This window comes from Streptomyces sp. ATCC 21386, from assembly GCF_018728545.1.
GTDB lineage: Bacteria > Actinomycetota > Actinomycetes > Streptomycetales > Streptomycetaceae > Streptomyces.
The window spans coordinates 9,879,465-9,904,210 of record NZ_JAAVVL010000001.1 but is presented as its reverse complement, the minus strand read 5'-3'; the positions used below and the strand labels follow the sequence as shown (position 1 = coordinate 9,904,210).

Genomic DNA, 24,746 nt, shown 5'->3' with positions numbered 1-24,746 from the left:
AGCCATGCGAGAGCCAAGGACCGGCGCCCATCGCAAAAGGTTCGCCAACTCGCTTACGCACACAAGGGCGTTGATCGGGGACGGATTTGACAAGCCGACCGTCGCTCCCGAATCTACGTTCATGACATCCATTTTCATTATCGGCGTCAAGGGTGCCGCCGAGAGCGAGCGGGGTGACGGTCCATGCGCGTGGCCTTCGTAGGCAAGGGCGGCAGCGGCAAGACGACGCTCTCCGCGCTCTTCGCCCGGCACCTCGCCCGGACGGGCGCGCCACTGGTGGCGATCGACGGTGACATCAACCAACACCTCGCCCACGCCCTCGGCCTCGACGAGGACGCGGAGTTCGGCGCCCCGCCGCTGAGTTCACGCACCGGCGAGATCAAGGACCTGCTGCGCGGCAGCAACCCGCGGATCGTCTCCCGGGAGGCGATGGTCAAGACGACGCCGCCGGGGCGCGGCTCCCGCCTGCTGCGGCTCCTCGGCGACGACGACCTGCACACCCGGCACGTCGAGCGCGTGGGCGAGGTGCCGCTCATGGTCACCGGCGCCTTCGACGAGAGCGACCTCGGGGTGGCCTGCTACCACTCCAAGCTCGGGGCGGTTGAGCTGTATCTCAACCATCTCGTCGACGGGCCCGGCGAGTACGTCGTCGTCGACATAACCGCCGGCGCCGACGCGTTCGCCTCCGGGCTCTTCACCCGGTTCGACATGACCTTCCTGGTCGCGGAGCCGACGCGGAAGAGCGTCTCCGTGTACCGGCAGTACCGGGAGCACGCCGCCGAGTTCGGCATCCCGATCGCGGTCGTCGGCAACAAGGTCACCGGCGAGGACGACCTGCTCTTCCTCAAGGAGCACGTGGGCGAGGACCTGTTGGCGTACTGCGTGCAGTCGTCCTACGTCCGCGCGCAGGAACAGGGCCGGGAGCAGGGCGAGTTGGAGGCGCACAACCTGCACGCGCTGACCCTGTTGAAGGACGCCGTCGACGCCCGTACGAAGGACTGGGTCACCTTCCAGCGCCACGCCGTCGAGTTCCACCTCCGCAACGCCGCCGCCTGGGCCAACGACGCCACCGGGCACGACCTGGCCGCCCAGGTGGACCCCGAGTTCCACCACGGACCGCAGGCGCAGGCCGCCACCGGAGCCACCGCCCCCTCCATAGTCACTTTCTAGTCTCCGTCTGATCAGAACAGGAACACCCATGTCGCTCGACGTCTCCCCGCAGCTGCTCGCCGATGCCGAGAAGGGCGAGGTGCGGGAGGAGGAGTTCGTGGAAACCGTGCGCACGTCACTGCCGTACGCCTACGAGCTCATCGCCTCGCTCGTCGGTGAACTGCGGGCCGGCACCGCGCCGTTCGCCGACAACCGGACTCCGCCGCCGTCGGAGAAGGAGCGGGGCCAGCTGCTGCGGGCGCTGTCCAGCGACGCGATCCGGGGGAGCCTGGAGCGGCACTTCGGGGTGGCTCTCGCCTTCCAGAACTGCCACCGGGTGGCGGTCTTCCCGACGGAGGCGCGCGGCGGCGAGACGTACACCCGCTTCACGTCGCTGCGGTCGCAGATCCTCAACCAGTCGCCGGAGTTCCGCGACTGCTGACGCCCGAGGTGGCCTGAATCGGCCGTCGACCGCCCCCTTCGCACCCCTCTCGCGAAGGGGGCGGTCGTTTCTGTACGGGGGAGCTCAGAGGGCGTACGGGGGCGCGTCACCGGCGTACGGCGGCACCGGGGGTCGGGGGCGGGGGCGCTCGGGTGACCGGCTTCGAGCTGTTCGGGTGGGCCGTTTCGTCCGCATAGCGCCCGAAGAATGACAGGTCCCGCAGGGCCGTGAACGGGCCCGGCCCGACGGGGACGGGCTCCGGCGGGGCGGTCGGGTGCCCGCTGGGGGGCGTGGTGGGGCCCTGCGGGGGCTGGTGCGTGCCGGTCCGTGCGCCGTGGCGTGCGGTCGTGCGATATGCGCCGTCACAACTTGGCCTGCTTGCGATCACACAAGGTGAATAATGGGGCCAGAGGGCGTCTCAGCGACAGAGAGGGTCGCCGTGGGGACCGACAGGGGCAGTGACGTTTCCCGTCAGCGCTTCGACGTGGCCGACGCCGCGCCGTTGCTGATCGACGCGGACGGGTTCGTGACGAGCTGGACCCGGGACGCCGAGCGCCTCTTCGGGTATCCCGCGGCCGAGATCCTGGGCCGCAGCGTCCGTACGCTCCTCGTCGACGAGGACGGCGAACGCATCGGCGCGCTGGCCGAAACCCATCGCGCGCTCGGTGGTTGGTCCGGCATCCTCACCGCCCGCCACCGCGACGGCCACACCGTCAAGGTGATGGTCCGCGTCGTCCCCACCCGTGAGGCACGGCCACCTGTGCCGGGTGAGGCGGTGAGCGAGGGCGCCACGGTGAGCGGGGGGCCCACGGTGAGCGGGGGGCCCACGGCGGCCGGAGGCCCGCCCCGACGGAACCCGCACCCGCACCCGCACCCGCACCCACACCCACCGAAGCCCGCTCCGCCCCCGACCGCGGCACCGGCGGCGGCGCAGGGCGCGCCCCGGCCGAACGCGGCCCCCACCGGGCGGGCCCCAGCCCGGGAAGGCACGGGCGACGTGGTCGCCGGTGCACGGCCCGCCGCGCAGCACTCCGGCGGCCCGACCGCCCGGCGGACCGTCCCCGTCCCGGCCCCCGATTCCTCTCCGCCGTCGCCGTCGTCCTCACCGTCGCCGTCATCCTCACCGTCGTCCTCGTCGTCGTCTTCGCCCGCGCCGTCACCGTCCGGACGTCTGCCCTTCTCCCCATCGCCGGCCTCCCCGCCTCGCCCCACCCCCGCCTCCGCCCCCGCACCGTTCGCCCCCAAGCCATCACCCCCTCCCCCTCCCCCTCCCTCCACCGACCCCCTCAGGCCCTCCCACTGGGTGGCTCTCGTGTCCGATGCCACGCAGGCGCCCGGCTGGGACATGAGCCGGACCGTGCTGGAGCGGATGACCGCGCGGTCGCCGGTCGGGATAGCGATCGTGGACACGGAGCTGCGTTTCGTGTGGTCGAACGAGGCCCTGGAGCGGTTCGGTGGCGGCCAGGCGCACGAGAGAGTGGGGCTGCGGCTCGCCGAGGTGCAGCCGGGGCTCGACGCCGAGCGCATCGAGACGCAGATGCGGAAGGTGCTGGAGACGGGCGTCCCGGTACTGGACTACGAGCACGTGGGCCGGGTGCGGTCCGCCCCGTACCGAGAGACCGCGCACGCGATGTCCTTCACCCGTCTGGAGGACGACCACGGTCGGCCCATCGGCGTGTACTACACGGTGGTCGACGTGTCGGAACGGCACCGCGCCCGCACGCGGCTCGCCCTGCTGGACCGTGCCGGTGAGCACATCGGCCGCACCCTCGACGTACGGCGGACCGCGCAGGAGCTGGCGGACGTGGTCGTGCCGGCGCTCGCCGACTTCGTGACCGTCGACCTGCTGGACTCGGTGCTGCGCGGCGCCGAGCCGGGTCCCCTCGGCGACGGTTCCGTACCGCTGCGGCGGATCGCCCAGCAGTCCGTGCACGACGGGGTGCCGGAGGCCGTCCTGGAGGTCGGCGCGGTCGCCTCCTACGCCGCCGGATCGCCCCCGGTACGGGCCCTGGTCGACGGTCGTTCGTGGTCCGAGCCGCGGCTGGACCCCATGTCGGCGGAGTGGGCGAGGGCGGTCGCGGGCGGCCGGGCGGTGCCCGTGGAGTCGCTCGGCCTGCACAGTGTGATGATCGTTCCGGTGCGGGCGCGTGGGATCACGCTCGGCATCACCACGTTCTTCCGGCACGACCGGCTGGACCCCTTCGACGCGGTCGACCTGGGCCTCGCCGAGGAACTGGTCGGCCGTGCCGCCGTCTGCGTCGACAACGCCCGCCGGTACACGCGCGAGCGCGATGCCGCCCTCGTGCTCCAGCGCAGTCTGCTGCCGCGCCGGCTGCCCGAGCAGGACGCGGCCGAGGTCGCCGTCCGCTACCGGCCGGCCGACGAACTGACCGGCCTCGGCGGCGACTGGTACGACGTCATCCCGCTCTCCGGTGCCCGGGTCGCCCTGGTCGTCGGCGAGGTCGCGGGCCACGGCATCGACGGCGCCGCCGCCATGGGTCGCCTCCGTACGGCCGTACGCACCCTCGCCGACCTCGACCTGCCGCCGGACGAGGTGCTCGCCCATCTCGACGACATGGTGGCGAAGTCGGCGCGGCAGGAGGGGGCCGAGCCGGGCGGGGGCAGCGGTCAGACGGTCGGGGCGCGCTGTCTGTACGTCGTCCACGACCCAGTGTCCGGCAGGTGCGCCATGGCCGCCGCCGGGCTGTTCGCCCCGGCCCTGGTCGCCCTGGACGGCACGGTCACCTTCCCCGAGCTTCCCGAGGGTCCCGCGCTCGGCGTCGACCAGCAGCCCTTCGAGGCGCTGGAGCTGGACCTCCCCGAGGGCACGGTCATCGCCCTGCACACCGACGGGTTGCTCGCCGGGGCCTCCCGGGAGGCGCTGTGCCGCGCCCTGGCCCGGACGGAGCTCTCCCTCGAACGGCACGCCCAGCGCGTCCTGGACACTCTGGCCCCGGCCCGCCCGACCGACGACGTCGCCCTCCTTCTGGCCCGCACCCGGCGGCTGCCCGCGCACCGGGTGGCGTCATGGGAGCTGCCGGCCGACCCGGCGCTGGTCGCGGAGGCCCGCAAGACCACCTCGCGGCAGCTCGGGACGTGGGGGCTGGACGAGCTGGCGTTCACCACGGAACTGATCGTCAGCGAGCTGGTCACCAACGCGATCCGGCACGCCGCCGGGCCCATCCGGCTACGGCTCGTCCTCGAACGCACCCTGACCTGCGAGGTGTTCGACGGCGGCGCCACCGCGCCCCACCTGCGCCACCCGCGCACCACCGACGAGGGCGGCCGCGGCCTGTTCCTCATCTCCCAGTTCACCCAACGCTGGGGCACCCGCTTCCTCCCCGAGGGCAAAGTCATCTGGGCGGAACAGCCCCTGCCGAACCAGCCGGCCGACGCCCCGACGACAGCGGACCCGACAGCCGGCGTCGGCAGCGTCTAGCGGCAATTCGGTGAGTACGCCATGTGGGGACCCCTCGGCTGGGCTGTTCGGGTGAACCCCCTGGGGGAGGGGCGGTCGCGCGGGCTGTCAGGGGCTCGTCCCTCACCCCCTTCACCTCCCCCGAATCTCCACATTTCCGGCATCGCAGCCGACGAGCCCGCCCCCTCCCGTGCCCCGTTCAGCCTGATTAGTGACGGTTGGCACTTCATATGAATGCAGGCGTCGGCTTCGGGCACCGGGCTCCGTCGCCTCGGCAGGACTTCAGGGAGAAGAGGGACGTCGTGAAGCTAAGAACACCGGGGGGTGTGGGTCTGGCCCTGGCCGTCACGGCGGCGCTGCTGGTCGGACTGGCCGGTGAGGCGGTCCCCGCCGCCCCCGGCACCATGGGCACCACGGGCGGCAGGGCGCCCGGCGACGGCAACGTGACCGTACGGGTCGTCAACGAGCTGGACGCCGACGGGAAGTACGACCACGGTCAGGAGAAGGGCCGGGCCGGTGTGCGGGTCACGCTCACCGACGACCACGGCACCGTGGAGACCCGCACCACCAACGCGTACGGCATCGCCTGGTTCCAGCCGTCGGCCACCCCGCTGCGCGGCGGCAAGTACCGCGTCCAGGCCTACAACCCCGACTCCCGCACCCTCCAGCCGGCGATCGCGGGCCTCGGCGACGGGCCGGGCGTCATGCGCAGCAGCGTCGGTTTCGTGGATGTCTCCGGGGGCCGGCACACGACGTACACGACCGGCTTCTGGGAGCCGGGGGTCTACTGCCAGGAGAACCCGGACCTGGTGACCTGCAACCTGACGAAGGGCGACGCCCCCGACACCCACAACGGCCTGGTGCGGTTCGCGGGGAACTTCTCCGACACCCACCCCGGCGGCGCGGTCACCCGGCTCACCAACAACCAGCAGCAGGGCGCCGTGTTCGGCATCGGCAACGACCGGACCGGCAACACGTACATGGGCACACTGGTCAAGCGGCACGCCGCGTACGGACCGGCGGGCGCGACCAACACGATCTACCGCCGCAACAGCGCCTCCGGGGTGAGCACCTTCGTCACCCTGCCGGGCCTGCTGACCGAGCACGACGAGGCCGACGACTGGCTGCGCGACAACCCGGTCTACAGCAGGGTCGGCCGCGAGGGCATCGGCGACGTCGACGTCTCCGGTGACGGACGGACCCTCTACGCGGTCAGCCTCAACGACTCACGGCTGTACACGGTGCCGATCCGCGGCACCGGCGACGGGGTCTACCCGGGCACCTACCGCTCGCACGTCATCCCCCGGCCCAAGGAGTGCGCCGGCCACTGGCACCCGTACGGCATCGGCGTGCGCGGCGGCCGCGTGCTCGTCGGCGGGGTGTGCGGCGCGGAGAACACCGTCACCAGGACCGTCCCGTGGGGCGACCCCTCCCAGGTCACCTCGCACGTCTACGAGTTCACCCGGGGTTCGTTCCGCCCGCTGTTCCAGGCGGCGATGAACTACCCGCGCGGCTGCGCGTACCGCTTCACCGGTACGCCCGCGACCGCCCCCCGCTGCGCGAAGCCCTCCGGCGTCGGCACCCCGCTGAGCGCCATGTGGGAGGCGTGGAACCAGCGCGTCCCCACCCCCGGCCGGCTCTCCTTCGTCTCCGCGCCGCAGCCGATCCTGTCCGACATCGAGATCGCCGACGACGGCGACCTGATCCTCGGCTTCCGCGACCGGTTCGCCGACATGCAGGGCACGGCGACGTACCCCTTCAACGCGCACAAGGACAGCTCCAAGGTCAGGGCCGTCGCCGCCGGTGACGTGCTGCGGGTGTGCGCGACCGGTACGACGTACACGCTGGAGAACAACGCCCGCTGCGACGCGCTCCACGGCGCGCTCCCCAACAACGACGAGGGGCCGGGCCACGGCGAGTTCTACGCCGACTCGACCAAGCTCGCCGACGCCCACGAGGACCAGGTCACCCAGGGCGGCACGGCCCTCCTGCCGTACCGGAACAAGCTGTGGAGCACGGTCCACTCCCCGTTCGACGAGCACCCCTGGGAGCAGGGCGTACGCCGCTGGAACGCCACCAAGGGCAAGACCGAGGGCAACCTGCTGGTGCAGCGGACCTGGAGCGCCGACGCCGCCCAGCGCGCCATGCTGTTCGGCGAGGGCAACGGCCTCGCCGACCTGGAGCTGATCTGCGACCGGGCACCCGTCCAGGTCGGCAACCGCGTCTGGTTCGACACCGACGGCGACGGCATCCAGGACCCGTCCGAGCCGCCGGTCAAGGGCGTGAAGGTGACGCTCCACCCGACGTCGTCACCCGGCCCGGACCTCGTCACGCGCACCGACGCGAACGGCGAGTACTACGTCGGCAGCCTGGACCGGGGCGGGCTGCGGCCGAACACCACCTACCGGGTCTCCTTCGACCACAGCGGCGTCGACACCAGCACGCTGCCGGGTCGGCCGAGCCGCGCCTTGCTCAAGTGGACGGTCAAGGGCGCCGGTTCGAACCGTGCGATCGACTCCGACGTCGACCCCTTCGGCCGGACCACGGTCCGCGTCGGCGACCCCGGCCATGTGAACCACACGGTCGACGCCGGGATCACCCAGTCGGTGCGGCTGACGCTCCTGAAGCTCGACAAGAAGAGCGGCAAGCCGCTGCCCGGCGCGGTGTTCGAGCTGTGGCAGGACACCAACGGCGTCCGCGGCCTGCAGCGGTACGGCCCGAGGAAGGACCGGTTCGTCAACGACTGCGCCACCGCCCGCACCGGCCGCTGCTCCTTCGGCTCGCTGCTGCCCGGTACGTACCACCTGGTGGAGACGGACGTCCCCGAGGGCTACCTCAAGCCGAGGCGACCGGTCACCGGGCCGTACGTCCTCACCCCGCGGAACGCCTCCCAGGGGCAGGGGCTGTTGGTGAAGCTGTTCAACGCGCGGGGCGAGGCCTGCAAGGGCAAGAAGTGCTGACGCCGGTGCCCGTTCGGCCCAGCAGGACGTCTCCGGGGCGCACCGGATGCCGTATCTCTGGGAGGGGGTTCGGCGAGTGAGTGAGTAAGCGAGTACCGGAGGCCGCGTTGACCAGACGAAGGACACGGAAGGCCCGCAGGACACAGAGGAGCCGGATACGCCGGACACGTGTGGTCGCGGTGCTGTCGTCCGCCCTGGTGGGCTGGACGGCGGCACCCGCCGCCACGTCGGCGCTCCCGGCCGCGTCGGCGCCCGCCGCCCCGTCGGCGCCCGCGGCTCCGTCGGCGCCCGCCGCCGAGGCGGCGCCCGCGCCGGAGTGCACGGCGCGGACCGGCCCCTACCAGTGGGACCTGGAACGCCACCTCAGGCTCCCGGCGGACGGCCGGCAGTCCACCGCCGACTGCGTGGCGATCCGCGCCTTCCAGCAGCGCACGGGCGTGAAGCCGGCCGACGGCTACGCGGGCCTCGCCACCTACCGCACGATGCTGGTGGTGCAGGCCCGCGCCAACCCCAACGCGGCCGGGAAGTGTCCGGTGCGCACGTACCAGGTGACGTGCGTGGACCTCGACCGGCAGCTGGTGTGGGTGCAGCGGGGGAAGCAGGTGATCTACGCGCCGGTGCCCGCGCGCACCGGCAAGGACGGCGAGGAGACCCGCACCGGCTGGCACACGGTCTACTGGAAGCACCGCGACCATTTCTCCGACCTGTACAACAACGCCCCGATGCCGTTCGCCCAGTTCTTCAACGACGGGCAGGCCTTCCACGGCGTCCTCGACGACCTCTTCCGGGGCGGCTCCCACGGCTGCGTGAACCTCCGCTACGCCGACGCCGAACGCCTGTGGCACATCATGCACGAGGACGACGCCGTCTACATCTGGGGCGCCAAGCCGGGCACCTGGCGCTCACTCGGCCCGCCGTCCGAGGCGCCCACACCCGAACCCGTACAGGGCTGAGCCCGCGCGGCGCCCCGGCCGGGATCAGCCGTCGTCGGCGCGGGCATCGCGCTGGACCTTCCCGTCGCCCCTCCTCTGCGCCGTGCCCGTGTCATCGCGGGGTGCTTCATGTCAGTAGCGGGCGCTAAGTTGGGGGAGATCGCCGCCGCACCCGGGGCACGGGGCTCTGTCGGGAAGGCGGCTTCGGAAAGGGTTGACGGATGAGACGCCCTTCGAGGCGTGCCCGGGTCGCGATCGGGGCGGGCACGGGCGCGGCGGTGGTCGCCGCGCTGCTCGTGGCCCGGGAGGTCTCCTCACCGGCCCTGGACCTACGGCCGGCCGCCCGCGCCGGGGACCCGGCCTGCACCCGGATCGCCGACCGCTACCCCGACCGGATCGCGGGCGAGTCCCGCGACCCCGTCTCCGTCACCGGCGTGACGTCCTGGGGCAACGGGGGCGTGGTGCTGCGCTGCGGCCTGGAACCGCCGGCCGAGACCGTCGACCCGTGCGTCGAGGTCGACGGCGTCGACTGGGTGTTCCGCGAGGACCGCTCCACCGGCTCCGGCTACCGCGTCCTCATCACCTACGGCCGCGACCCGGCCGTGCAGGCCTTCGTCGACGACCGGATCACGGCGATCGACGGCGTCCTGGTGGACCTCAGCGCCGTGGTGAGACCGATCGAGCGGGCGCCGGACGACGAGTGCGTGGCCGCCGCCGACGCAGCCCCGCGCTGAGGGCTCCGGCGCGACCGTCGTCAGACCACGCGGGGGCCGCCGCTCAGGCTGCCCGAGGGGGCCGTCGGCACGAGACGGTCGTAGCGCCAGGCGCACAGGCCCAGCGTCATCAGGAACTGGAGGTCCAGGAGGGCCACGGTCATCATCACGAAAGCCCAGTCCACCGCGTCGGCCGGTCCGGACCCCGCCCCCAACCCGGTCGCCACCAGGGTCAGCAGATACAGGACCGCGTAGACCGACGTGTCGATCGTCGCGGTGCGCCAGCGCGACAGGGCGGGAAGCGTCTTGCGGACCACCGTCAGCACGGGCACCGCCACCAGTGGGAAGAGCAGCCCCCCGCCGTCGGCCAGCCCGAGAGCGGTGTCGTCGGCCGATGTGTCCCCTCCGGTCCCCACGTTCAGCACGAACAGCCCCCACAGCCATGAGGGAAGGGTCACCACGGCCGCGTACTCCACCGCTCTGCGCCAAGGCGTGATCATCTGCGCTCCTCGCATCCCCGTACGCCACCGGCGGTCAACCGGTGACCACAGCAGTGTCCCAGCCACCTCCGCGGGGCCGATCGGCAGGCTCCCCGGGGGAGTTGCCTAAGCTGTACGGCGATGAAGACGAACCCCCGTGCGGTCCTGTGCGTGGTGGTGGCCGGGCTCGCGATGACGGGCTGCGCCACGCCGAAACCGCTGCCGACCGACGTGGAACAGGGCGAACGGGCCGAAGGGGCCGGGCAGTCGGGGCAGTCGGGGGACGACGCTCGACTGGCGGGTGGGGGCGGGCTGTTCAAGAGCATCCCCGCCGGCGAACGGCCCGTCGCCCCCGACTTCGCCGGCGACACCGTCGACGGCGGATCCGTCCGGCTCTCCGACTACCGGGGTCGGGTCGTCGTGGTGAACGCCTGGGCCTCCACCTGCGGCCCCTGCCGGGTCGAGTCACCCGATCTCGACCGTGTGCAGCGGGAGCTGAAGGAGCGGGACGTCCAGGTCCTGGGCGTCAGCATGGACGTCTCCCGCTCGAACGCGCTCGCCTTCCAGCGGGACCTCGCCCTGTCCTACCCGAGCCTGCACGACCCCGGCGGCAAGCAGTTCCTGAAGCTGCCGAACGGTCTCGTGAACCCGCGGATCCTCCCCTTCACCCTCTTCGTCGACCGCGCGGGCCGGATCGCCGGGGCCGTGCAGAGCACGGTGACGGAGGAGGACGTGCGGAGCGTGGTCACGCCGATGCTGGAGGAGGGGTAGCGGAGGCGGCGAGGGCTTCGGTACGGGCGGCGGACCGACCCCGGGCCTCGTCCGATGAGCCCTGTTCGTCGGCGTCCGTGGACTGCTCGTCCGACGCGCCCTCCTCGGCGGGGTTCTCGGCGGAGTTCTCGTCGGACGGTGACCGCGTCTTCGTGTTCTTCTTCTCCCGCTGCCCGGTGTCCTTCTCCGACTTCGGCTCCTTCTCCCCCTTCTTCTTGTCCTTCTTCGCCGCCTGTTCCTTCAGGAGACTCTGGAGGCGTTTGATGCCGGCCTGCGCCGCTTCGGTGGTGGCGGTGTCGTCGATGCCGTAGAGGCCGCCGTGGGTGAGGAGGGCGGCGGTGTCGCCGACGCGTACGGTCGCGAGGTCGAGGGTGAGCGCGGTCTCCTCGCCCTCCAGATCACCGCTGACGATCAGCCGCAGGCCCTGGCGGGCGTCACCGAGGTCGCCCGGCAGGTCGACGGGGGTGACCTCGGCACCGTACTCCCGGCCCTGGACACCAGTGATGGTGAACTCCTCGCAACTGGCGACGAGTTGGCCCAGCCGGCGGAGGCGGGCGTCGACGTCGGCCTTGTCGTACGCGCCGACCTGGTAGCGCAGTTGGGCGCCGTACTCGTAGTCGTCGAAGCCCGTGACGGCCGTGCCGCCCCTGGGCTCGCCGAGGACGTCCTCGGCGTAGACCGCGTCGAGGAGTGCCTGGCACTCGGGGCGGTCGGTGCGGCCCTTGAGGAGGCCGTCCCGCCAGGTCGCCGCGCCCTTGGTGCCGGACCAGGCGTCGCCGAGGTCGTCCTGGCGCAGCAGGGCGCTGCGGGCCCGTGCGTCGGTGAGCGCGGGGGTCGCCGGGGCGGTGGGCGAGGCGGAGGTGGTGGTCTCCTCGACGGAAGCGGCCTCGGGGAAGCCGCGAGGGTGCCCGGGGTCGTCCACGACACAGGCCGTCGCCCCCGCGAGCATCCCTAGGGCCATGACCCGGGCGAGAACACGGAACGGACGACGCATGGCGGAGCCTCCCGAGAGCACGACGTTGCCGTTCCCACGCCAACACCGCTCGGGCCCGCCCACCAGCGCTCGCGGGCGTACGGGTGAGGTGGTCCCCCGGACAGCGGCAGGGGCCCTTCAGGTACGGGCCGCCCGGTCATCCGAGGGACGTGAACGTGGGGGAGGCGGAGGGAGTGAGGGCCGTCGAGGGCGGGGGCGAGGTCGTGCCCCTGATCTCCACGATCGCGCCCACGGTGAGGCGGCCGTACAGCCAGCGGGCGTCCGTGGTGCGCAGGCCGATCCAGCCGGAGGCGAGGTCCTGGTCGCCGGGGGCCTTCTCCTCGGCGGAGAGGGCGGCGATCCAGAGCGCGCCGGTGGCCGGGCCCCGTGTGGGAGCTTCGCTCGTCCGCTTCTCGGCGCCGGTTCCGCCGGGCGGTTCGGTCGGGTCGGTCGGGTCGCTCGGGTCTGCCGAGGCGGCCTCGTCGGTCCCGTCGGCCCCTTCGGCCCCGTCGGTCGTGGCGCTCCCAGCGGCTCCGTCTGTCCCGTCAGTCCCGGGGGTCGCGTCGGGCGTGTTGTCGGCGGCGGGCCCATCGGTCGTTTCACCGCCGTCCGACTCGCCTGTGGCACCGGTCGCCGCCGGGGACAGTTCCAGGACCCACGCCAACTTCTCGCCGTACGCGTCGCCGGGGCCGGGCGTCGAGGAGGTCACGAACTTGATGTCGACCTTGGCGGTGACGGTCATCAGGCCGGTCGGGGTCCGGGTCGCCGGCCTGCCCGCCGAGATGGGCAGTTCGCGGCCGTCGACGGTGATCACGCGGCGGGAGAGGTCCACCGTGGCGTCGGCCGCCTCGGCCACCTCGGCCGACGCGCTCGGCGCGATGCTCGCGGCGGTGGACGGCCGCTGCTCGGTGCCGTGCGAGACGGCGTTCAGGGTGAGGACGGCGGCCAGGCCGGCCGCCGCGCAGCCGCCCGCTACCGCGGCGGTCGTACGGCGCCGTCGACGACGGCGTCCGGCGGCGGCGCGTACCTCGGCGCCGGACCCGAGCGGCGGGCTTTCGGCGGACTCGGCCAACTCGCGCAGTCGGACGGTGAGTTCATCGGACACGGCCGTCCTCCTTCGCACCCTCGCCGGGGGCCAGTTCGCGCGCCAGCGCCGCCCGGCCACGGGACAGCCGGGCCTTGACCGTGCCCACGGGGGCACCGGTCTCGGAGGCTACCTCCTCGACACTCAAGTCGCACAGATGGTGCAGAACCACTGCCATCCGCTGGGCCTCCGGAATCCTGCGCAACGCCTCGACCAGCACCGCCCGCTCGGGATCGGGGCCCGGCGCGTGCTCCGGGGGCGGCTCGCGGCGCACGAGTTCCAGCCAGCGGCGCGCCCGGCGCCACCGGCTCACCGCGAGCCGCATCGCCACGGTCCTGATCCACGCCTCGGGCGCCCCCTCCGCGAGGAAGTCACGCCGTCGGTCCCAGGCCCGTACGAAGGCCTCCTGCACCACGTCCTGCGCCTCGCCGTGGTCCCCGGTGAAGGCGTAGAGCTGGCCGGTCAGTCGGGGGAACGCGGTGGCGTAGAACGCGTCGAACTCTTCCTCGGTCATGCCCCCGCCGTTGTCCGAAGTCCCGTGCATCGCCATGCAACCCGGTCGCCCCCGTCGTGCGTACAGGTCTCGAACGTACGCCGCAGCCCATCGAAACACATCGCCGTCAGCGACTGGGGGAGACCATGACCACGGGGAGCAGGGCCAGGGGGAGCCGGGGCGCCGGGACGGGACCGCGCCGGCGTCCGGTGCGCGTGATCGTCACGTCGGCCGCGTGCGCGGTCGCGTGCGCGGTCGCGCTCACGGGCTGTGCGGGGAGCGGGGAGGGAGTGCGGGTCGAGGGGCCGAGCGAGATACCCAGAACCCTTGTCCGGGCGGACGCGGAAATTCGCGCCACGCCACCGGCCTTCGACGGTGTGCGGGTGAACATCACGGAGGGGCAGACCGTGGGCGTCGGCATACCGATAGCGGTCACCTTCGACCGCCCGGTCCCGTCGACCGAACGCGCTTCCGTGGAGGGCGAGTTGAAGGTCACCGCCCTGGGCGACGGCGCAGAGGGCTCCTGGAGCTGGGTCGAGGACCCGGCCCTCGCCGACGGGCGGCGCGTCGACTTCCGTCCGCGCGCCTCCTGGCGGCCCGGCACCAAGGTCACCGTCGAGGTCGGCTCGGCCCTCACCCGGCACTTCACCGTCGGCCGTTCGCCGATCGCCGCGAGCGCGCCCGGCGGCTGAGCGAGGCCGGAGAAAAAGTGTTCCGTCGGTGTCATCCGTCCCGTGCGCCTCAAGGGTTTTCAGGAGTGTCAGACCAAGCACCTGGACCAACACACCTTTGGGGGTCGTCCGTTCATGACCATGACACGGATGCACACACTCGTCACCGTCGCAGCGCTGACCACGCTGCTGGCGGGGGCGTCGACGACGTCGTACGCCGCCTCGCGGGGGGAGGCGGCGCACGGCGTCGGCACGGCGGTCGCGGCGGCGGCCAGGAAGGCGCCGACTCCGCGCATCCTCCATCCCGGTGAACACCTCGTCGTCGCGCCGGGATTCGAGTTCTGGATGACGGAGGAGGGCAAGCACTGGATAGAGCCGGACCTGCCCGACTTCCCGCAGTTCCGGAGCGTCGTCGACGGCAACATCGACCGGAGCCGGCCGGGCGTCTCGCTCCAGGCGTCCGCCTTCGAGGGGCGCTACTACCTCTCCGGCCTCTACTACGGGGGCAAGGGAACCGCCTCCCGCGTGGCGGTCCGCACGAGCACGGGGACGGTCCGCGGCAAACTGATCGAGCTGCCGGGCAAGCCGGGCTGGGGAGTCTGGTACGCCATCGCCGACCTGCCCCCGGTGGACGACGGGCAGGAGTTCCTGCGCGGTGTGACCGTCCTCGACACCAAGGGCGGCGTCTACTCCCAGCTGCGCCTGCGCTGACCCGACCGTGCGGGAGGGGGTGACCGCCCCTCCCGCACGACACGCTCCCCCCTTCCCGATCCCCATCCCGAGGACCGTCGCCCGTGCCGCAGGAGAAACCCGGAGCACCGGAGGCCGGCGACTTCGCCGCGTACGCCACCGCCGCCTGGCCCCGTCTGGTGCGCACCGCGCACATGCTGACCGGCGACTTCCACGAGGCGGAGGACCTCGTGCAGACCACCCTGGCGAAGGTGTACGCGCGCTGGCGGCGCATACCGCGCGACGACGTCGACTTCTACGTACGGCGCTCGCTGGTGAACAACAACATCAGCCGCGTACGCAAGAGACGCGTGGCGCACCTGCTGACCCCGTTCCTGCCCGAGCGGGTGCACGAGCGGCACGCCGGGCACGACGAGTCGATCGCCCAACGGGCCGCCCTCACCCAGGCGTTGGCCGCCCTGTCGGCCCGCCAGCGGTCCGTGCTGGTGCTTCGCTTCTGGGAGGACCTCAGCGAGAACGAGACCGCCCAACTGCTGGGCTGCTCGCTCGGCACGGTCAAGACCCATGTGCGCCGGGGGCTCCAAGCCCTGCGCGCTCACCCGGAGTTCACCGGCGAGGCCCACGCGGAACGCCGTGGCCACGGCTCCGCGCCCTCCCTCCCGTTCGTCCCGGCGCCACCCTCACCCGTCCCCGGAGCCCGCCCATGAACCACCCGACCTCCGGGACCGGCCCGGACACCGCCGCCGGACCTGGAACGGTCCGTGACGACACCGAGCACACCGCCGACACCCGCCGTACCGCCGACACCGGCGACGCCGACGACGCCGGGCGACGGTTGCGTGCGGCGTTCGCCGAGGCCGCGTACGGCCTCACGCCCCCGCCCGTGCCGCTGGAGGCCATCGAGCGGGAGGGGCGCCGCCGTCGACGACGGCGGCGGGCCGCCGCGCTGAGCACGGGCTGCGCGCTGCTGCTGCTCCCGCTCGTCGTGGTGCTGGCCCTCCCCTCCGACGGCCCTTCCTCCACGGTGCGGCCCATGGCCCCGCCGAAGCCGAGCGCGAGCGCTTCGCCGTCACCGCCGCGTCTCTCCACGCCCATGGCCGGACAGGTACGGGTCGTCGAGTCGGGCGAGAAGGTGTACGTCGGCGACGGCACACGGATCTGGCTGACCGAGGAGGGCAAGTACGGGGACACACCCGGTGTCTCCGAGGTGCCCGAGTTCCGCAGCGTGGTCGACGGCAACCTCGACAGGAGCAGGCCAGGTGTCTCGGTGCAGGAGACGGCCCGGGGGCCCGAGCGGTCGTTCCTCACCGGCCTGTACTACGGCGGCCGGACCGAGGCGGCGGGCGTACGGATCGAGCTGTACGACGGCAGGACGCTCGACGGCACGGTCGTCCGACTGGCCGGGCACAAGGAGTGGGGCGGGTGGTACGTGCTCGCCGACGTCGAGGCAGGCGTCTCGAACCCCGAACACACGCAGGGCATCACCCGCAAGGTCACGGTGTACGACAGGGACGGCGGCGTGGTCGCCGCACTGGACCTCGGCTGAGTACGCGCCAACTCCTCCGCTGTTGCTGTCGCTGTCTGGACCGGAATCGTCAAAGAGGCGGCTGTGCGGGCGCGGGGCCGAGTGTCGTGGTCCCGGGGGCCGTGCGGTGGCCGAGGCCCGTGCGGTAGGCGTCGAGGGCGGCCTCCACGCGGCCGGTGCGGCGGTACAGGTCGCCCAGCAGTCGGCACAGGTCGGCCAGGTCACCGGCGGCACCGGCCCGCTCCAGCAGGCTCAGCGCCCGTACGTAGTGCTCCTCGGCGGCGTCCGCGTCCCGCCCGTCCTCGGCGATGATGCCGAGGAGACGGTGCGCGGCGGCGGAGTGCAGGGCGCCGCGCTCGGAGCTGAGGTCGCTGAGGACCTCACGGAGCAGCTCCGCGGCCTCCTCGGACTTGCCCCTGCGATGCAGGACGTCGGCGAGTTCGACGGCGACCTGGCTGGTGTAGAGCGCGGCACGCTTGGCGGAGAGCATCCGGCGGGCCTCGCGCAGCTCCTGCTCGGCGCGGACGTAGTCGCCGTTCTGCGCGTGGAGGTAGCCGCGCATCCAGTGGCAGTTGGCCAGCTCGGTGCGGATCTGGAGCTGCCGGTAGAGCTCGGAGGCCTTGGCGAGGGAGGCGTCGGCCTCGGCGATCCGCCCTTCGGCGATCATCGTCCGGGCGACCGAGCGGTGCATACGGGCGACGAGCGCGGGGTCGCCGGACTGCGGGGCGAGCGCGAGGGCCAGCTCGGCGGCCTGGGCCGCGCGGGCGTGGGCGCCCATGTCCATGTAGGGGGCGATGACGCCGGTGTAGAGGAGCAGCAGGGCGTCGGGGTCGTGCATGCCGTTGCGGTTCAGCTCGTCGAGCGTGGACTCGTAGAGGTAGCAGGAGTAGCGCAGTTCACCGGCGAGGTAGTGGGCGGTCGCGCGGCCGCGCAGGGCGGGGACCCGGGCCGGCAGCGGGGCGTCGCCGAGTCGCTGCTCGACCTGCTCGAACCGCAGCTGGGCGGTCTCCAGGTCACCGGTTTCCAGGGCGCATTCACCGAGGCCGAGCAGCGCGTCGGCCTGCTCGGTGACGAGGCCGTACTCCTCCGCCTCGGCGAGGACGGCCGTGAACCCCTCGGCGGCGGCCTCGCCGGCGCCGCTGGCGAGCGTGCGCTGGGCGCCGGTCAGCCGGAGGCGCAGCTCGGTGGCGAAGCCCGCGGGGCGGCCGGTGGCCAGTTCGTCGTAGCCGACGCCGAGCCGTTCGGCGATATGCCGCAGCGCGGGTTCCGAGGCGCGTACCCGGCCGGCCTCCAGGGTCGAGATGTATGCCGGGGTGTACGCCGGTTCCGCCAACTGCCGCTGTGTGAGGCCCTGTTCCGTCCGCAGTTGTTGCACTCTGCGCCCGATGACCTCGGGGTCGTCACGCTCGGCCATACCTGCCATGACGTAAAGCATGCCAGTAACTGCGCTTACATCGGCCGCTTCACCCAACTCCCCAACAGCCTCTTGCCGTTGGTAGGCCAAAGCCTTACGTTAAGCGACACGTTAAGCACGCTTAACTCACCCGGTCAGTCGCAGGGAGGTCGCCGTGATCCGAGACCTGCTCACCCGCCATGCCCGCGCCGCCGCGGCCGCGTTGCTCGCGATCACCGCCCTGATGACGGCGGCCAACGCACTGCCCCGCTGACGGGGCGCGCGTCACTTTTCCGTCGGCTCAGAACTCGGCGGTGTCCAGGTCGAAGCCGAGGGGGCTGGGCAGGGGGACGACCATGCCCAGCTTGCACTTCACCGCCTTCGCGTACCTGTCGGCGGCCGGCTCCGAGAACACCGTGACCTCGGATTCCTCGCGGTCGATGAGGAGGTAGACAGGAATACCGGCGCGGGCGTAGCCGAGGATCTTCGTCTCACGATCGCGGTCCCCGGTGCTGGTTGAGGTGACCTCGGCCACGAGAAGGACAGCGGAGGGATCGTGCCACTCCTGCTCGTCGTCGAAGGTGCCTTTGGGGGCGACGGCGAGATCAGGGACCACGTGCCCTGTCATGGAGCCACCGGGGACGTCCAGCCCGATGCCGGTGTAATTACGCAGGGATCGGTCCCGGCGGCGGTCGAGAAGCTGTTCCGTCAGCTCCGCCACGATCTCCTCGTGCTCCCCGTTGGCCGGAGGCGTCACGCAGATCTCTCCTTCGATCAGCTCTACGCGCCAACCCCGGGGGGCCGTCGCACTGAAGAGCTGGAAGACCTGCTCGGCGCTCGCGCCGGTGTGGTCAGGCACGTCGCTGTCACCATCAGGGTCGTCGAAAGGACCGCTGATGTACTCGCCCTGGTACCCCGGCATGATGATCGGCTCCGCCGTCGCCATGACAGACCTCCTTCGCTCAGCGCGACGCTCCCAGAGTAGACCGCGAGCCCGCGCAGGGAATCCGGAGCCGTTCACTCGAACGAGCGTGCTGTTACGTTTCTGTGCGGCGGGCTCGTCAGTCGGTCAGGGCCGTTGCCGTCGCCCGGACGAACGCCTCCGGGGTGTCGAGCATCACGTTGCGGCCGCAGTCCGGGACCGGGACGACGGTCACGCCCGACTCGGTGAGCGCGTCGGCGCCGGGGAGAGGGCCGTCCGCCTCGGGATGGAGGTAGGTGCGGGGGATCCTCAGGTCGAGCAGGAGCTCGCGCATCGTGGGGCGGGTGCCTCGGGCCAGCCGCGCGGCGCTGCGGTAGAGGGCCTCGGGGCCGACCAGCCGCATGGTCGCCCACTCGTCGTCCTCATCGCCGGTGCCGTCGGCTGCCGGGTCACCCGGGCGGCGCACCTTCGGCGCCCGGTACGCGTAGCCGTCCTGATCGGCCTCCTCCCAGGTGAACACGACGGACTCGCCGGGCTCCAGCGACGCGAACGCCCCCGGTTCCGGGGTGGACACGGCTGAGAAGTGCGCCCGGACCTCACCCGGTACGCACAGGTGCCCGCGCCCCTCGAGGGGCGCGGGCACCCGCATGCGTACGGCGGCGCACCGGCGGTCACACGCCGTTCACCTGCCGGCGGCCACAGGCACCGGTCACCTGTCGACGGTGGCCGGTTCGCCCTCGCGGCTCGCCGGGACGCTCTCGCGGGCCGCCCGGTACGCCGCCACACTGCCGCGCGCCTGCACGGTCTCCCGCTCCACCGTCGTCAGCATCCGCTCCCAGCGCTGCCGCATCGGCCCGATCAGGCCGCCGCCGACACCGACGACGAGGATGCCGGCGACCGTGCCGAGCGCGGCGTAGAGAACGGGCCGGGTGACGTCCTGGGCGATGCCGGCCTGGCCGAGCGCCGCGATGACGCCGAGGCCGACGACGCAGGCCCACACGGCGGTCGCGAGGGCGCGGCCGTAGGAGAGGGAGGCGAGCGCACCCCCGACGATCCCGCGCACCGCGCCGCCGACGGCCATGGCGACGACCACGAGGACCACGGCGACGACCGCGCGCGGCAGCCAGCCCACGATGTCGTCGATCAGCGCGCTCACCGGGTTGGGGCCGAAGACACCCAGCGCGAACTGCAGGGTCATCAGCATCAGCGCGTAGTACACGATCCGGCGGAGGATGCCGGTCAGGTCGTACGAGGAGTCCCGCAGCAGCCGTGACGTTCCGGCACGTTCGGAGAGGCGCTCGGAGCCGACCTTGCGCAGGAGGCGGTCGACGGCGCGGGAGACCAGTTTCGCGACCAACCAGCCGACGACCAGGATGACGAGGAAGGCGACGAGTTGCGGTACGAACTGCGCGACCTTGGACCAGGCGTCGTTCAAGCCCCGGGCGAAGTCGACGGACAGGTCGACGGACAGGCTGACCATGGGTGGTTCTTCCCTTCGCGGGTACGTCGGATACGTCCCCTCCCCTCGTGGATAGCAGTGGGCCGACCGGGTGACGGCGCACCTCAGGGCCGTTCGGGTGACCGCGCGCGGGGTGCGTGGAGGGCGCGTGCGCCGGAGTGGAGGTCAGCCCCGTAAATCCGTTGAGTTCCCTGCCACCCCCTGTGACGCTCTTGTCAGTGGCATGACTTACTCTTCGCTCACGCGTCACAGGATTCACACGCGCGGCACAGGTCGAACACACCGGCCCCGCGCGACGGCATTCGACGACGCGCCCATTTCTTCGTTCCGGGGGGTTCGAAACCTGTGCGTATGCGCACTCTTCCGGCTGCCACCGCGTTGGCAGTCCTCTTCAGCTCCGCCGCGCTCACGGTCGGCACGGGCGCGCCCGCCGCGGCCGACAGCAGCAAGATCGTGCCGGTCAAGTCGGCCGGTGACTTCCTCGTGGACGGCGCCCACCAGCGGGTCTTCGTCAGCGACCCGTACAGCGGCAAGGTCGTCGCCACCACCTACTCGGGCACGGTCCTCGGCACCGTCGCCTCCCTGCCCGGGGTGACGGGCCTCGCCCTGTCCGCCGACTCGGGCACCCTCTACGCGGCCGTGCCCGGCGCCGACGCGATCGTGGCCATCGACGCCGTCGGCATGACCGAGGCCGGCCGGTACGCGACCGGCGACGGCACCAAGCCGACCCACCTCGCCGTCGCGGGCGGCAAGGTCTGGTTCGGGTACGGCGACAAGGAGCACGGGGACATCGGTTCGCTGGACGTCTCCGGTGAGCAGCCCGTGGTGGCGCTCGGCCAGGACGCCGACACCGACTGGACGGGCGCGCCCCGGCTCGCCGTGTCCCCGGCGGACCCGGACGTGGTGGCCGCGGCCTCCCCGGAGGTCTACTGGTTCAACCTCGCGGTGTTCGACGTCTCCGGCACCACGGCCGTGCGTACCGCGCGTGTCGGCGGTCCGGGCGAGTCGGGCAGGACCAGCGACCTCGCCTTCACGCCCGACGGCAGCCGACTGATCACCGCCGAGGCCGGCAACCAGCACAAGGTGTGGCAGACGTCCGACCTCGCGCAGGTCGGCTCGTACACGACGGAGCACCACCCGAACTCGGTGGCGATCGCCCCGGACGGGACCCTCGCCGCCGGGACCAGTTCCCCGTACGACCCGGACATCTACGTCTTCACGCCGGGTACGACGACACCCGTGCGGGAGTACGAGCTGCCGGACACCGACACGATCAGCGGCTCCGACGACCTCGCCGACGGCGGGCTCGCCTGGGAGCCGGGCGGCAGCCGGCTGTTCGCGCTGACGGGGAACTACGACGGCGAGTACAGCCTCCGCGTCTACGACGACCCCACCAAGTCCAAGCCGACCCTGACGGTCAGCGCCCCGGCGACGGCCACCCGTGCCAAGCCGCTCACGGTCTCCGGCACCCTGACGGCCACGCTGCCGCTGCCCGCCGGCACCCCGCTCACGGTCACCCGGACCGACCTGGAGTCCCCCACGGGCAAGTCGCTCGGCACGAAGACGCTGGGCACGGGCGGCAAGTTCTCCTTCACGGACACCCCGCCGGCCGGGGGCAAGGTCACCTACAAGGTGTCGTACGCGGGCGACGCGCAGCACACCGCCGCGTCCGCCTCCCGCTCCGTCGAGGTCTCCCGGGCGACGCCCGCGCTGACGCTGGACAAGAACCGCAAGACCTACGCGTACGGCGCGGACGTGAAGTTCACCGCGCACCTCGGCACGACCTACAAGAACCGCAAGGTCGAGATCTGGGCCGACCCGTACGGCTCGGACAGGCCGAACAAGCTGGTGAAGTCGGGGACGGTGAACTCCAGCGGCAACCTGTCGGTCACCGTCGACCTCAAGCGTGACACCAAGCTCTCGGTGAAGTTCGCGGGCGACGCGCGCTACAAGGCGAGGACGGTCACCAACACCGTCTACACCAAGGTCGCCATCTCGTCGTCGATCTCGGGCCACTACACGACCCGGACGGCCTGGGGCCAGAAGTACCACTACATCCGCAAGTCCAAGGACCCGGTCCTGAAGACCACGATGTCGTACTACCCGGACCGCAAGCAGCGCCTCCAGCTCCAGTTCCACTACGACGGCGCCTGGCGGGACTGGGGCAGCGAGTACTTCCCCCTGGGCACCGCGGGCAAGTCGGACGTGACCCTCACCGGCACACCGACCACGAACGTCCGCCTCCGCTTCCGTTCGGAGTACCACGACACGACGTCCGGCGACAACGTCAACACCACGACGTACGGGGCCTGGAAGTACTTCATCTACACCAGCTAGCCCGCGGGGGCGCCCCGCCCGGGGCGCCCTTCGCACCGCTGACCTCGTGTTCTCGGCGCCCCTGTGAGGATCCTGTCGGGGGCGTGATCTAGTCTTCGCTCACGCGCCACACGCGCCCCACACGGTTCCCCCACCCGGTCCACGGATCAGGCATGTCCCCGATCCCCCGCCCGGCGGCCGTATGCGACGGCGTCCGTATCGCTGTCCTTTCGTTTTCCTTCCGGGGGTTCGAACCACGTGCGTATCCGCACTCTTCCGGCCGCCACCGCGCTGGCCGTACTCGTCAGCTCGACCGCGCTCGCGGTCGGGACGGCCGCGCCCGCCGCGGCCGACAGCCGCACACCCCTGCCGGTGCTGTCGTCCGGCGACATCGTCGTGGACGGCGTCCACCAGCGGGTCTTCGTCTCCGACCCGACCGGCGGCAAGATCGTCGCGACCGACTACGCGGGCACGGTCGTCGGCACGGTGCCCTCCCTGCCCGGAGCCAACGGCCTGGAGCTGTCGGCCGACGCGAGCACGCTGTACGCGGCGGTGCCGGGCGCCGACGCGATCGTGGCGGTCGACACCGCGACCGTGACCGAGTCGAAGCGCTACCCGACGGGCGAGGGCACCGACCCGCAGTACCCGGCGTGGGCGGGCGACAAGCTGTGGTTCGGCTACGGCGCCGCGGCCCAGGGCAACATCGGCTCGCTGGACGTGTCCGGCGCCGACCCGGTCGTCGTGCTGAACCAGGAGCCGAACCGCACCTGGTACGCGGCCCCCGTCCTGGAGACCACATCGGGCGCGCCGAACACCCTGGTGGCGGGTATCAAGGACCTCAGCCCGTTCTCCCTGGCGGTCTACGACGTGTCCTCGGGCACCGCCGCCAAGACGGCGAGCGGCCCCGCCACCGACGACTACGCCGGCAGCAACCTGCGGGACCTCGCGCTCAGCCCCGACGGCTCCCGGATCGTCACGGCCAGCGGATACCCGTACAAGCATCAGGTGTTCAAGGCGTCGGACCTGACCCGGGACGGCGTCTACCCGAGCACCCATTACCCGACGGCCGTCGAGATCGCACCCGACGGGACGGTCGCCGCGGGCGTCGACAACTCGGACGAGCCGGCCGTCTACCTCTACGAACCGGGCGCGACCACGCCCATCCGCACGCACACTTTCAGCGACAACAGTGGCTTCGGCAACGGCCGGGTCGTGCCCGCCGGCCTGGCCTGGACGCCCGACGAGTCCCGACTGTTCGTGATCACCACCGACAGCGACGGCGGTTTCTCGTTGCGCGTGGTCACCGATCCCACCAGGGTGACGACGGCCGTCACGGTGGACGCGCCCGCCACGGCCACCCGTGCCAAGGAGCTGACGGTCACCGGCAAGGTGACCTCGAACCTGGCGTTCCCGGAGGGGGCCACCGTCACGGTGACCCGCACCGACCTGGAGTCCCCGGCCGGCAAGGCCCTCGCCCCCGTGACGGTGAGCGCCGACGGCTCGTACTCCTTCAAGGACACCCCGCCCTCCGGCGGTTCCGTCACGTACACGGTCTCCTACGCGGGGGACGCCGGCCACGCGGCGAGTTCCGGCTCCGACACCGTCGAGGTCTCACGTGCCACGCCCACGCTGACGCTCAACAAGAACGGCAACGTGTACGCGTACGGCGCGGACGTGGCGTTCACGGCGCACCTCGGCACGACCTACAAGAACCGCAAGGTCGAGATCTGGGCCGACCCGTACGGCTCCGACAAGCCGAACAAGCTGGTGAAGTCCGGCACGGTCAACTCCGAGGGCAACCTGTCCGTCACCCTCGACCTGACCCGTGACACCAAGCTCACCGCCAAGTTCGCGGGCGACTCGCGCTACGCGCCGAAGACGGCGGAGAGCCGCGTCTACACCAAGGTGAGGGTGTCGACGACGCCGAGCCGCCACTACAAGACCGCCTACGCCTGGAACCACACGTACTACTACTTCCGGAAGTCCGTGGACCCGCTGTTCACGACCTCGATGACCCCCTACCCGGGCCGCAAGTACCGGGTGCAGGTCCAGGCGTACTACGACGGCGCCTGGCGGACCACGGGCACGGAGTACTTCGCGCTGGAGTCGGGCGGCGTGGGCGCGGTCGAGCTCACCGGCACCCCGAGCACCGGTGTCCGTTTCCGGATCCGTTCCTCGTACGTCGACACCAGCGCCGGCGACAACGTGAACACGACGACGCACGGTGCCTGGAAGCACTTCGTCTTCACCAGCTGACCCCTGAGGGAACCGCCGAGAGCGCGTCCGGTCGTCGACCGGGCGCGCTCTCGTGCTTCGGGAACGAGTCATTCCGAATGATGTCGCCGACGGTCTCCCT

20 protein-coding genes and 1 pseudogene are annotated in these 24,746 nt (G+C 72.0%); 13 read left to right on the top strand and 8 right to left on the bottom strand.

Going from position 1 to position 24,746, the window contains the following annotated elements; genetic code table 11:
* The first annotated feature begins 183 nt into the window (after nt 1-183).
* The 6 genes from GWK25_RS42650 (at nt 184) to GWK25_RS42625 (ending at nt 9,635) form a co-directional block, all read left to right on the top strand.
* A complete protein-coding gene (locus GWK25_RS42650) occupies nt 184-1,170 on the top strand; it encodes an ATP-binding protein (protein WP_215457065.1) in 987 nt (328 codons plus the stop codon).
* A 28-nt stretch (nt 1,171-1,198) separates the two neighbouring features.
* Nucleotides 1,199-1,591, top strand: coding sequence for an SCO5389 family protein (locus GWK25_RS42645; RefSeq protein WP_184906162.1), 393 nt, complete (start codon nt 1,199-1,201; stop codon nt 1,589-1,591).
* A gap of 439 nt (nt 1,592-2,030) precedes the next feature.
* Nucleotides 2,031-5,030 (top strand): SpoIIE family protein phosphatase, encoded by a 3,000-nt coding sequence (locus tag GWK25_RS42640; protein ID WP_215457064.1) that lies wholly within the window; start codon nt 2,031-2,033, stop codon nt 5,028-5,030.
* 281 nt (nt 5,031-5,311) lie between these two features.
* The gene (locus GWK25_RS42635; protein ID WP_308404464.1) at nt 5,312-7,969 is read left to right on the top strand and encodes an SdrD B-like domain-containing protein; all 2,658 of its coding nucleotides are present in this window, start codon (nt 5,312-5,314) and stop codon (nt 7,967-7,969) included.
* Nucleotides 7,970-8,139: 170 nt separating this feature from the next.
* Complete coding sequence (locus GWK25_RS42630) at nt 8,140-8,922, top strand: L,D-transpeptidase family protein (protein WP_374200683.1); 783 nt, start codon at nt 8,140-8,142, stop codon at nt 8,920-8,922.
* Nucleotides 8,923-9,122: 200 nt separating this feature from the next.
* Complete coding sequence (locus tag GWK25_RS42625; protein WP_215457062.1) at nt 9,123-9,635, top strand: DUF3515 family protein; 513 nt, start codon at nt 9,123-9,125, stop codon at nt 9,633-9,635.
* 20 nt (nt 9,636-9,655) lie between these two features.
* On the opposite strand, the gene GWK25_RS42620 is transcribed toward GWK25_RS42625, so the two are convergent.
* Nucleotides 9,656-10,114 carry a hypothetical protein gene (locus GWK25_RS42620; protein WP_215457061.1) on the bottom strand — a complete coding sequence of 153 codons (459 nt, stop codon included), beginning with the start codon at nt 10,112-10,114 and terminating at the stop codon, nt 9,656-9,658.
* 120 nt (nt 10,115-10,234) lie between these two features.
* Between GWK25_RS42620 and GWK25_RS42615 the strand changes: the two genes are divergently transcribed.
* Nucleotides 10,235-10,864 carry a TlpA disulfide reductase family protein gene (locus GWK25_RS42615; RefSeq protein WP_251829286.1) on the top strand — a complete coding sequence of 210 codons (630 nt, stop codon included), beginning with the start codon at nt 10,235-10,237 and terminating at the stop codon, nt 10,862-10,864.
* On the opposite strand, the gene GWK25_RS42610 is transcribed toward GWK25_RS42615, so the two are convergent.
* The 3 genes from GWK25_RS42610 to GWK25_RS42600 form a co-directional block, all read right to left on the bottom strand.
* The gene (locus GWK25_RS42610) at nt 10,839-11,858 is read right to left on the bottom strand and encodes a hypothetical protein (protein WP_215457060.1); all 1,020 of its coding nucleotides are present in this window, start codon (nt 11,856-11,858) and stop codon (nt 10,839-10,841) included. The two genes, GWK25_RS42615 and GWK25_RS42610, sit on opposite strands and share 26 nt — an antisense overlap.
* 136 nt (nt 11,859-11,994) lie before the next feature.
* Complete coding sequence (locus GWK25_RS44145; protein WP_308404463.1) at nt 11,995-12,942, bottom strand: L,D-transpeptidase family protein; 948 nt, start codon at nt 12,940-12,942, stop codon at nt 11,995-11,997.
* Entirely contained in the window at nt 12,932-13,435 is a 504-nt protein-coding gene (locus GWK25_RS42600) for a SigE family RNA polymerase sigma factor (RefSeq protein WP_215457059.1), read from the bottom strand. The genes GWK25_RS44145 and GWK25_RS42600 overlap by 11 nt, the downstream gene beginning before the upstream one ends.
* Nucleotides 13,436-13,797: 362 nt before the next feature.
* Between GWK25_RS42600 and GWK25_RS44645 the strand changes: the two genes are divergently transcribed.
* The 4 genes from GWK25_RS44645 (at nt 13,798) to GWK25_RS42580 (ending at nt 16,321) form a co-directional block, all read left to right on the top strand.
* The gene (locus GWK25_RS44645) at nt 13,798-14,106 is read left to right on the top strand and encodes an Ig-like domain-containing protein (protein ID WP_308404462.1); all 309 of its coding nucleotides are present in this window, start codon (nt 13,798-13,800) and stop codon (nt 14,104-14,106) included.
* A 129-nt stretch (nt 14,107-14,235) separates the two neighbouring features.
* Nucleotides 14,236-14,796, top strand: coding sequence for a hypothetical protein (locus GWK25_RS42590; RefSeq protein WP_308404461.1), 561 nt, complete (start codon nt 14,236-14,238; stop codon nt 14,794-14,796).
* A gap of 83 nt (nt 14,797-14,879) precedes the next feature.
* Entirely contained in the window at nt 14,880-15,482 is a 603-nt protein-coding gene (locus GWK25_RS42585) for a SigE family RNA polymerase sigma factor (RefSeq protein WP_215457056.1), read from the top strand.
* Nucleotides 15,479-16,321 carry a hypothetical protein gene (locus GWK25_RS42580; RefSeq protein WP_215457055.1) on the top strand — a complete coding sequence of 281 codons (843 nt, stop codon included), beginning with the start codon at nt 15,479-15,481 and terminating at the stop codon, nt 16,319-16,321. Before GWK25_RS42585 ends, GWK25_RS42580 begins: the two co-directional genes overlap by 4 nt.
* Before the next feature lie 49 nt (nt 16,322-16,370).
* On the opposite strand, the gene GWK25_RS42575 is transcribed toward GWK25_RS42580, so the two are convergent.
* From GWK25_RS42575 to GWK25_RS42560, 4 genes and pseudogenes are all read right to left on the bottom strand, one after another.
* Entirely contained in the window at nt 16,371-17,714 is a 1,344-nt protein-coding gene (locus GWK25_RS42575) for a helix-turn-helix transcriptional regulator (protein WP_215457957.1), read from the bottom strand.
* Between the two features lie 280 nt (nt 17,715-17,994).
* Entirely contained in the window at nt 17,995-18,639 is a 645-nt protein-coding gene (locus GWK25_RS42570) for a Uma2 family endonuclease (protein WP_215457054.1), read from the bottom strand.
* Between the two features lie 115 nt (nt 18,640-18,754).
* Nucleotides 18,755-19,027: pseudogene (locus GWK25_RS42565) on the bottom strand (alpha/beta fold hydrolase); the annotation flags it as partial.
* A 297-nt stretch (nt 19,028-19,324) separates the two neighbouring features.
* The gene (locus GWK25_RS42560) at nt 19,325-20,095 is read right to left on the bottom strand and encodes a hypothetical protein (protein ID WP_215457053.1); all 771 of its coding nucleotides are present in this window, start codon (nt 20,093-20,095) and stop codon (nt 19,325-19,327) included.
* 330 nt (nt 20,096-20,425) lie between these two features.
* Here GWK25_RS42560 and GWK25_RS42555 point away from each other — a divergent pair, with 330 nt between their 5' ends.
* Entirely contained in the window at nt 20,426-22,411 is a 1,986-nt protein-coding gene (locus GWK25_RS42555; protein WP_215457052.1) for an Ig-like domain repeat protein, read from the top strand.
* A gap of 237 nt (nt 22,412-22,648) precedes the next feature.
* Nucleotides 22,649-24,646, top strand: coding sequence for an Ig-like domain-containing protein (locus GWK25_RS42550; RefSeq protein WP_215457051.1), 1,998 nt, complete (start codon nt 22,649-22,651; stop codon nt 24,644-24,646).
* Nucleotides 24,647-24,746 lie beyond the last annotated feature (100 nt).

Excerpts from the sequence above, each read along its gene's own strand:
- GWK25_RS42590 (WP_308404461.1), top strand. The coding sequence starts at position 14,236 with ATGCACACACTCGTCACCGTCGCAGCGCTGACCACGCTGCTGGCGGGG.
- GWK25_RS42600 (WP_215457059.1), bottom strand. The coding sequence starts at position 13,435 with ATGACCGAGGAAGAGTTCGACGCGTTCTACGCCACCGCGTTCCCCCGA.
- GWK25_RS42615 (WP_251829286.1), top strand. The coding sequence starts at position 10,235 with ATGAAGACGAACCCCCGTGCGGTCCTGTGCGTGGTGGTGGCCGGGCTC.
- GWK25_RS42610 (WP_215457060.1), bottom strand. The coding sequence starts at position 11,858 with ATGCGTCGTCCGTTCCGTGTTCTCGCCCGGGTCATGGCCCTAGGGATG.
- GWK25_RS42625 (WP_215457062.1), top strand. The coding sequence starts at position 9,123 with ATGAGACGCCCTTCGAGGCGTGCCCGGGTCGCGATCGGGGCGGGCACG.
- GWK25_RS42560 (WP_215457053.1), bottom strand. The coding sequence starts at position 20,095 with ATGGTCAGCCTGTCCGTCGACCTGTCCGTCGACTTCGCCCGGGGCTTG.
- GWK25_RS42620 (WP_215457061.1), bottom strand. The coding sequence starts at position 10,114 with ATGATCACGCCTTGGCGCAGAGCGGTGGAGTACGCGGCCGTGGTGACC.
- GWK25_RS42575 (WP_215457957.1), bottom strand. The coding sequence starts at position 17,714 with ATGGCCGAGCGTGACGACCCCGAGGTCATCGGGCGCAGAGTGCAACAA.
- GWK25_RS42650 (WP_215457065.1), top strand. The coding sequence starts at position 184 with ATGCGCGTGGCCTTCGTAGGCAAGGGCGGCAGCGGCAAGACGACGCTC.
- GWK25_RS42580 (WP_215457055.1), top strand. The coding sequence starts at position 15,479 with ATGAACCACCCGACCTCCGGGACCGGCCCGGACACCGCCGCCGGACCT.
- GWK25_RS42555 (WP_215457052.1), top strand. The coding sequence starts at position 20,426 with ATGCGCACTCTTCCGGCTGCCACCGCGTTGGCAGTCCTCTTCAGCTCC.
- GWK25_RS42570 (WP_215457054.1), bottom strand. The coding sequence starts at position 18,639 with ATGGCGACGGCGGAGCCGATCATCATGCCGGGGTACCAGGGCGAGTAC.
- GWK25_RS42645 (WP_184906162.1), top strand. The coding sequence starts at position 1,199 with ATGTCGCTCGACGTCTCCCCGCAGCTGCTCGCCGATGCCGAGAAGGGC.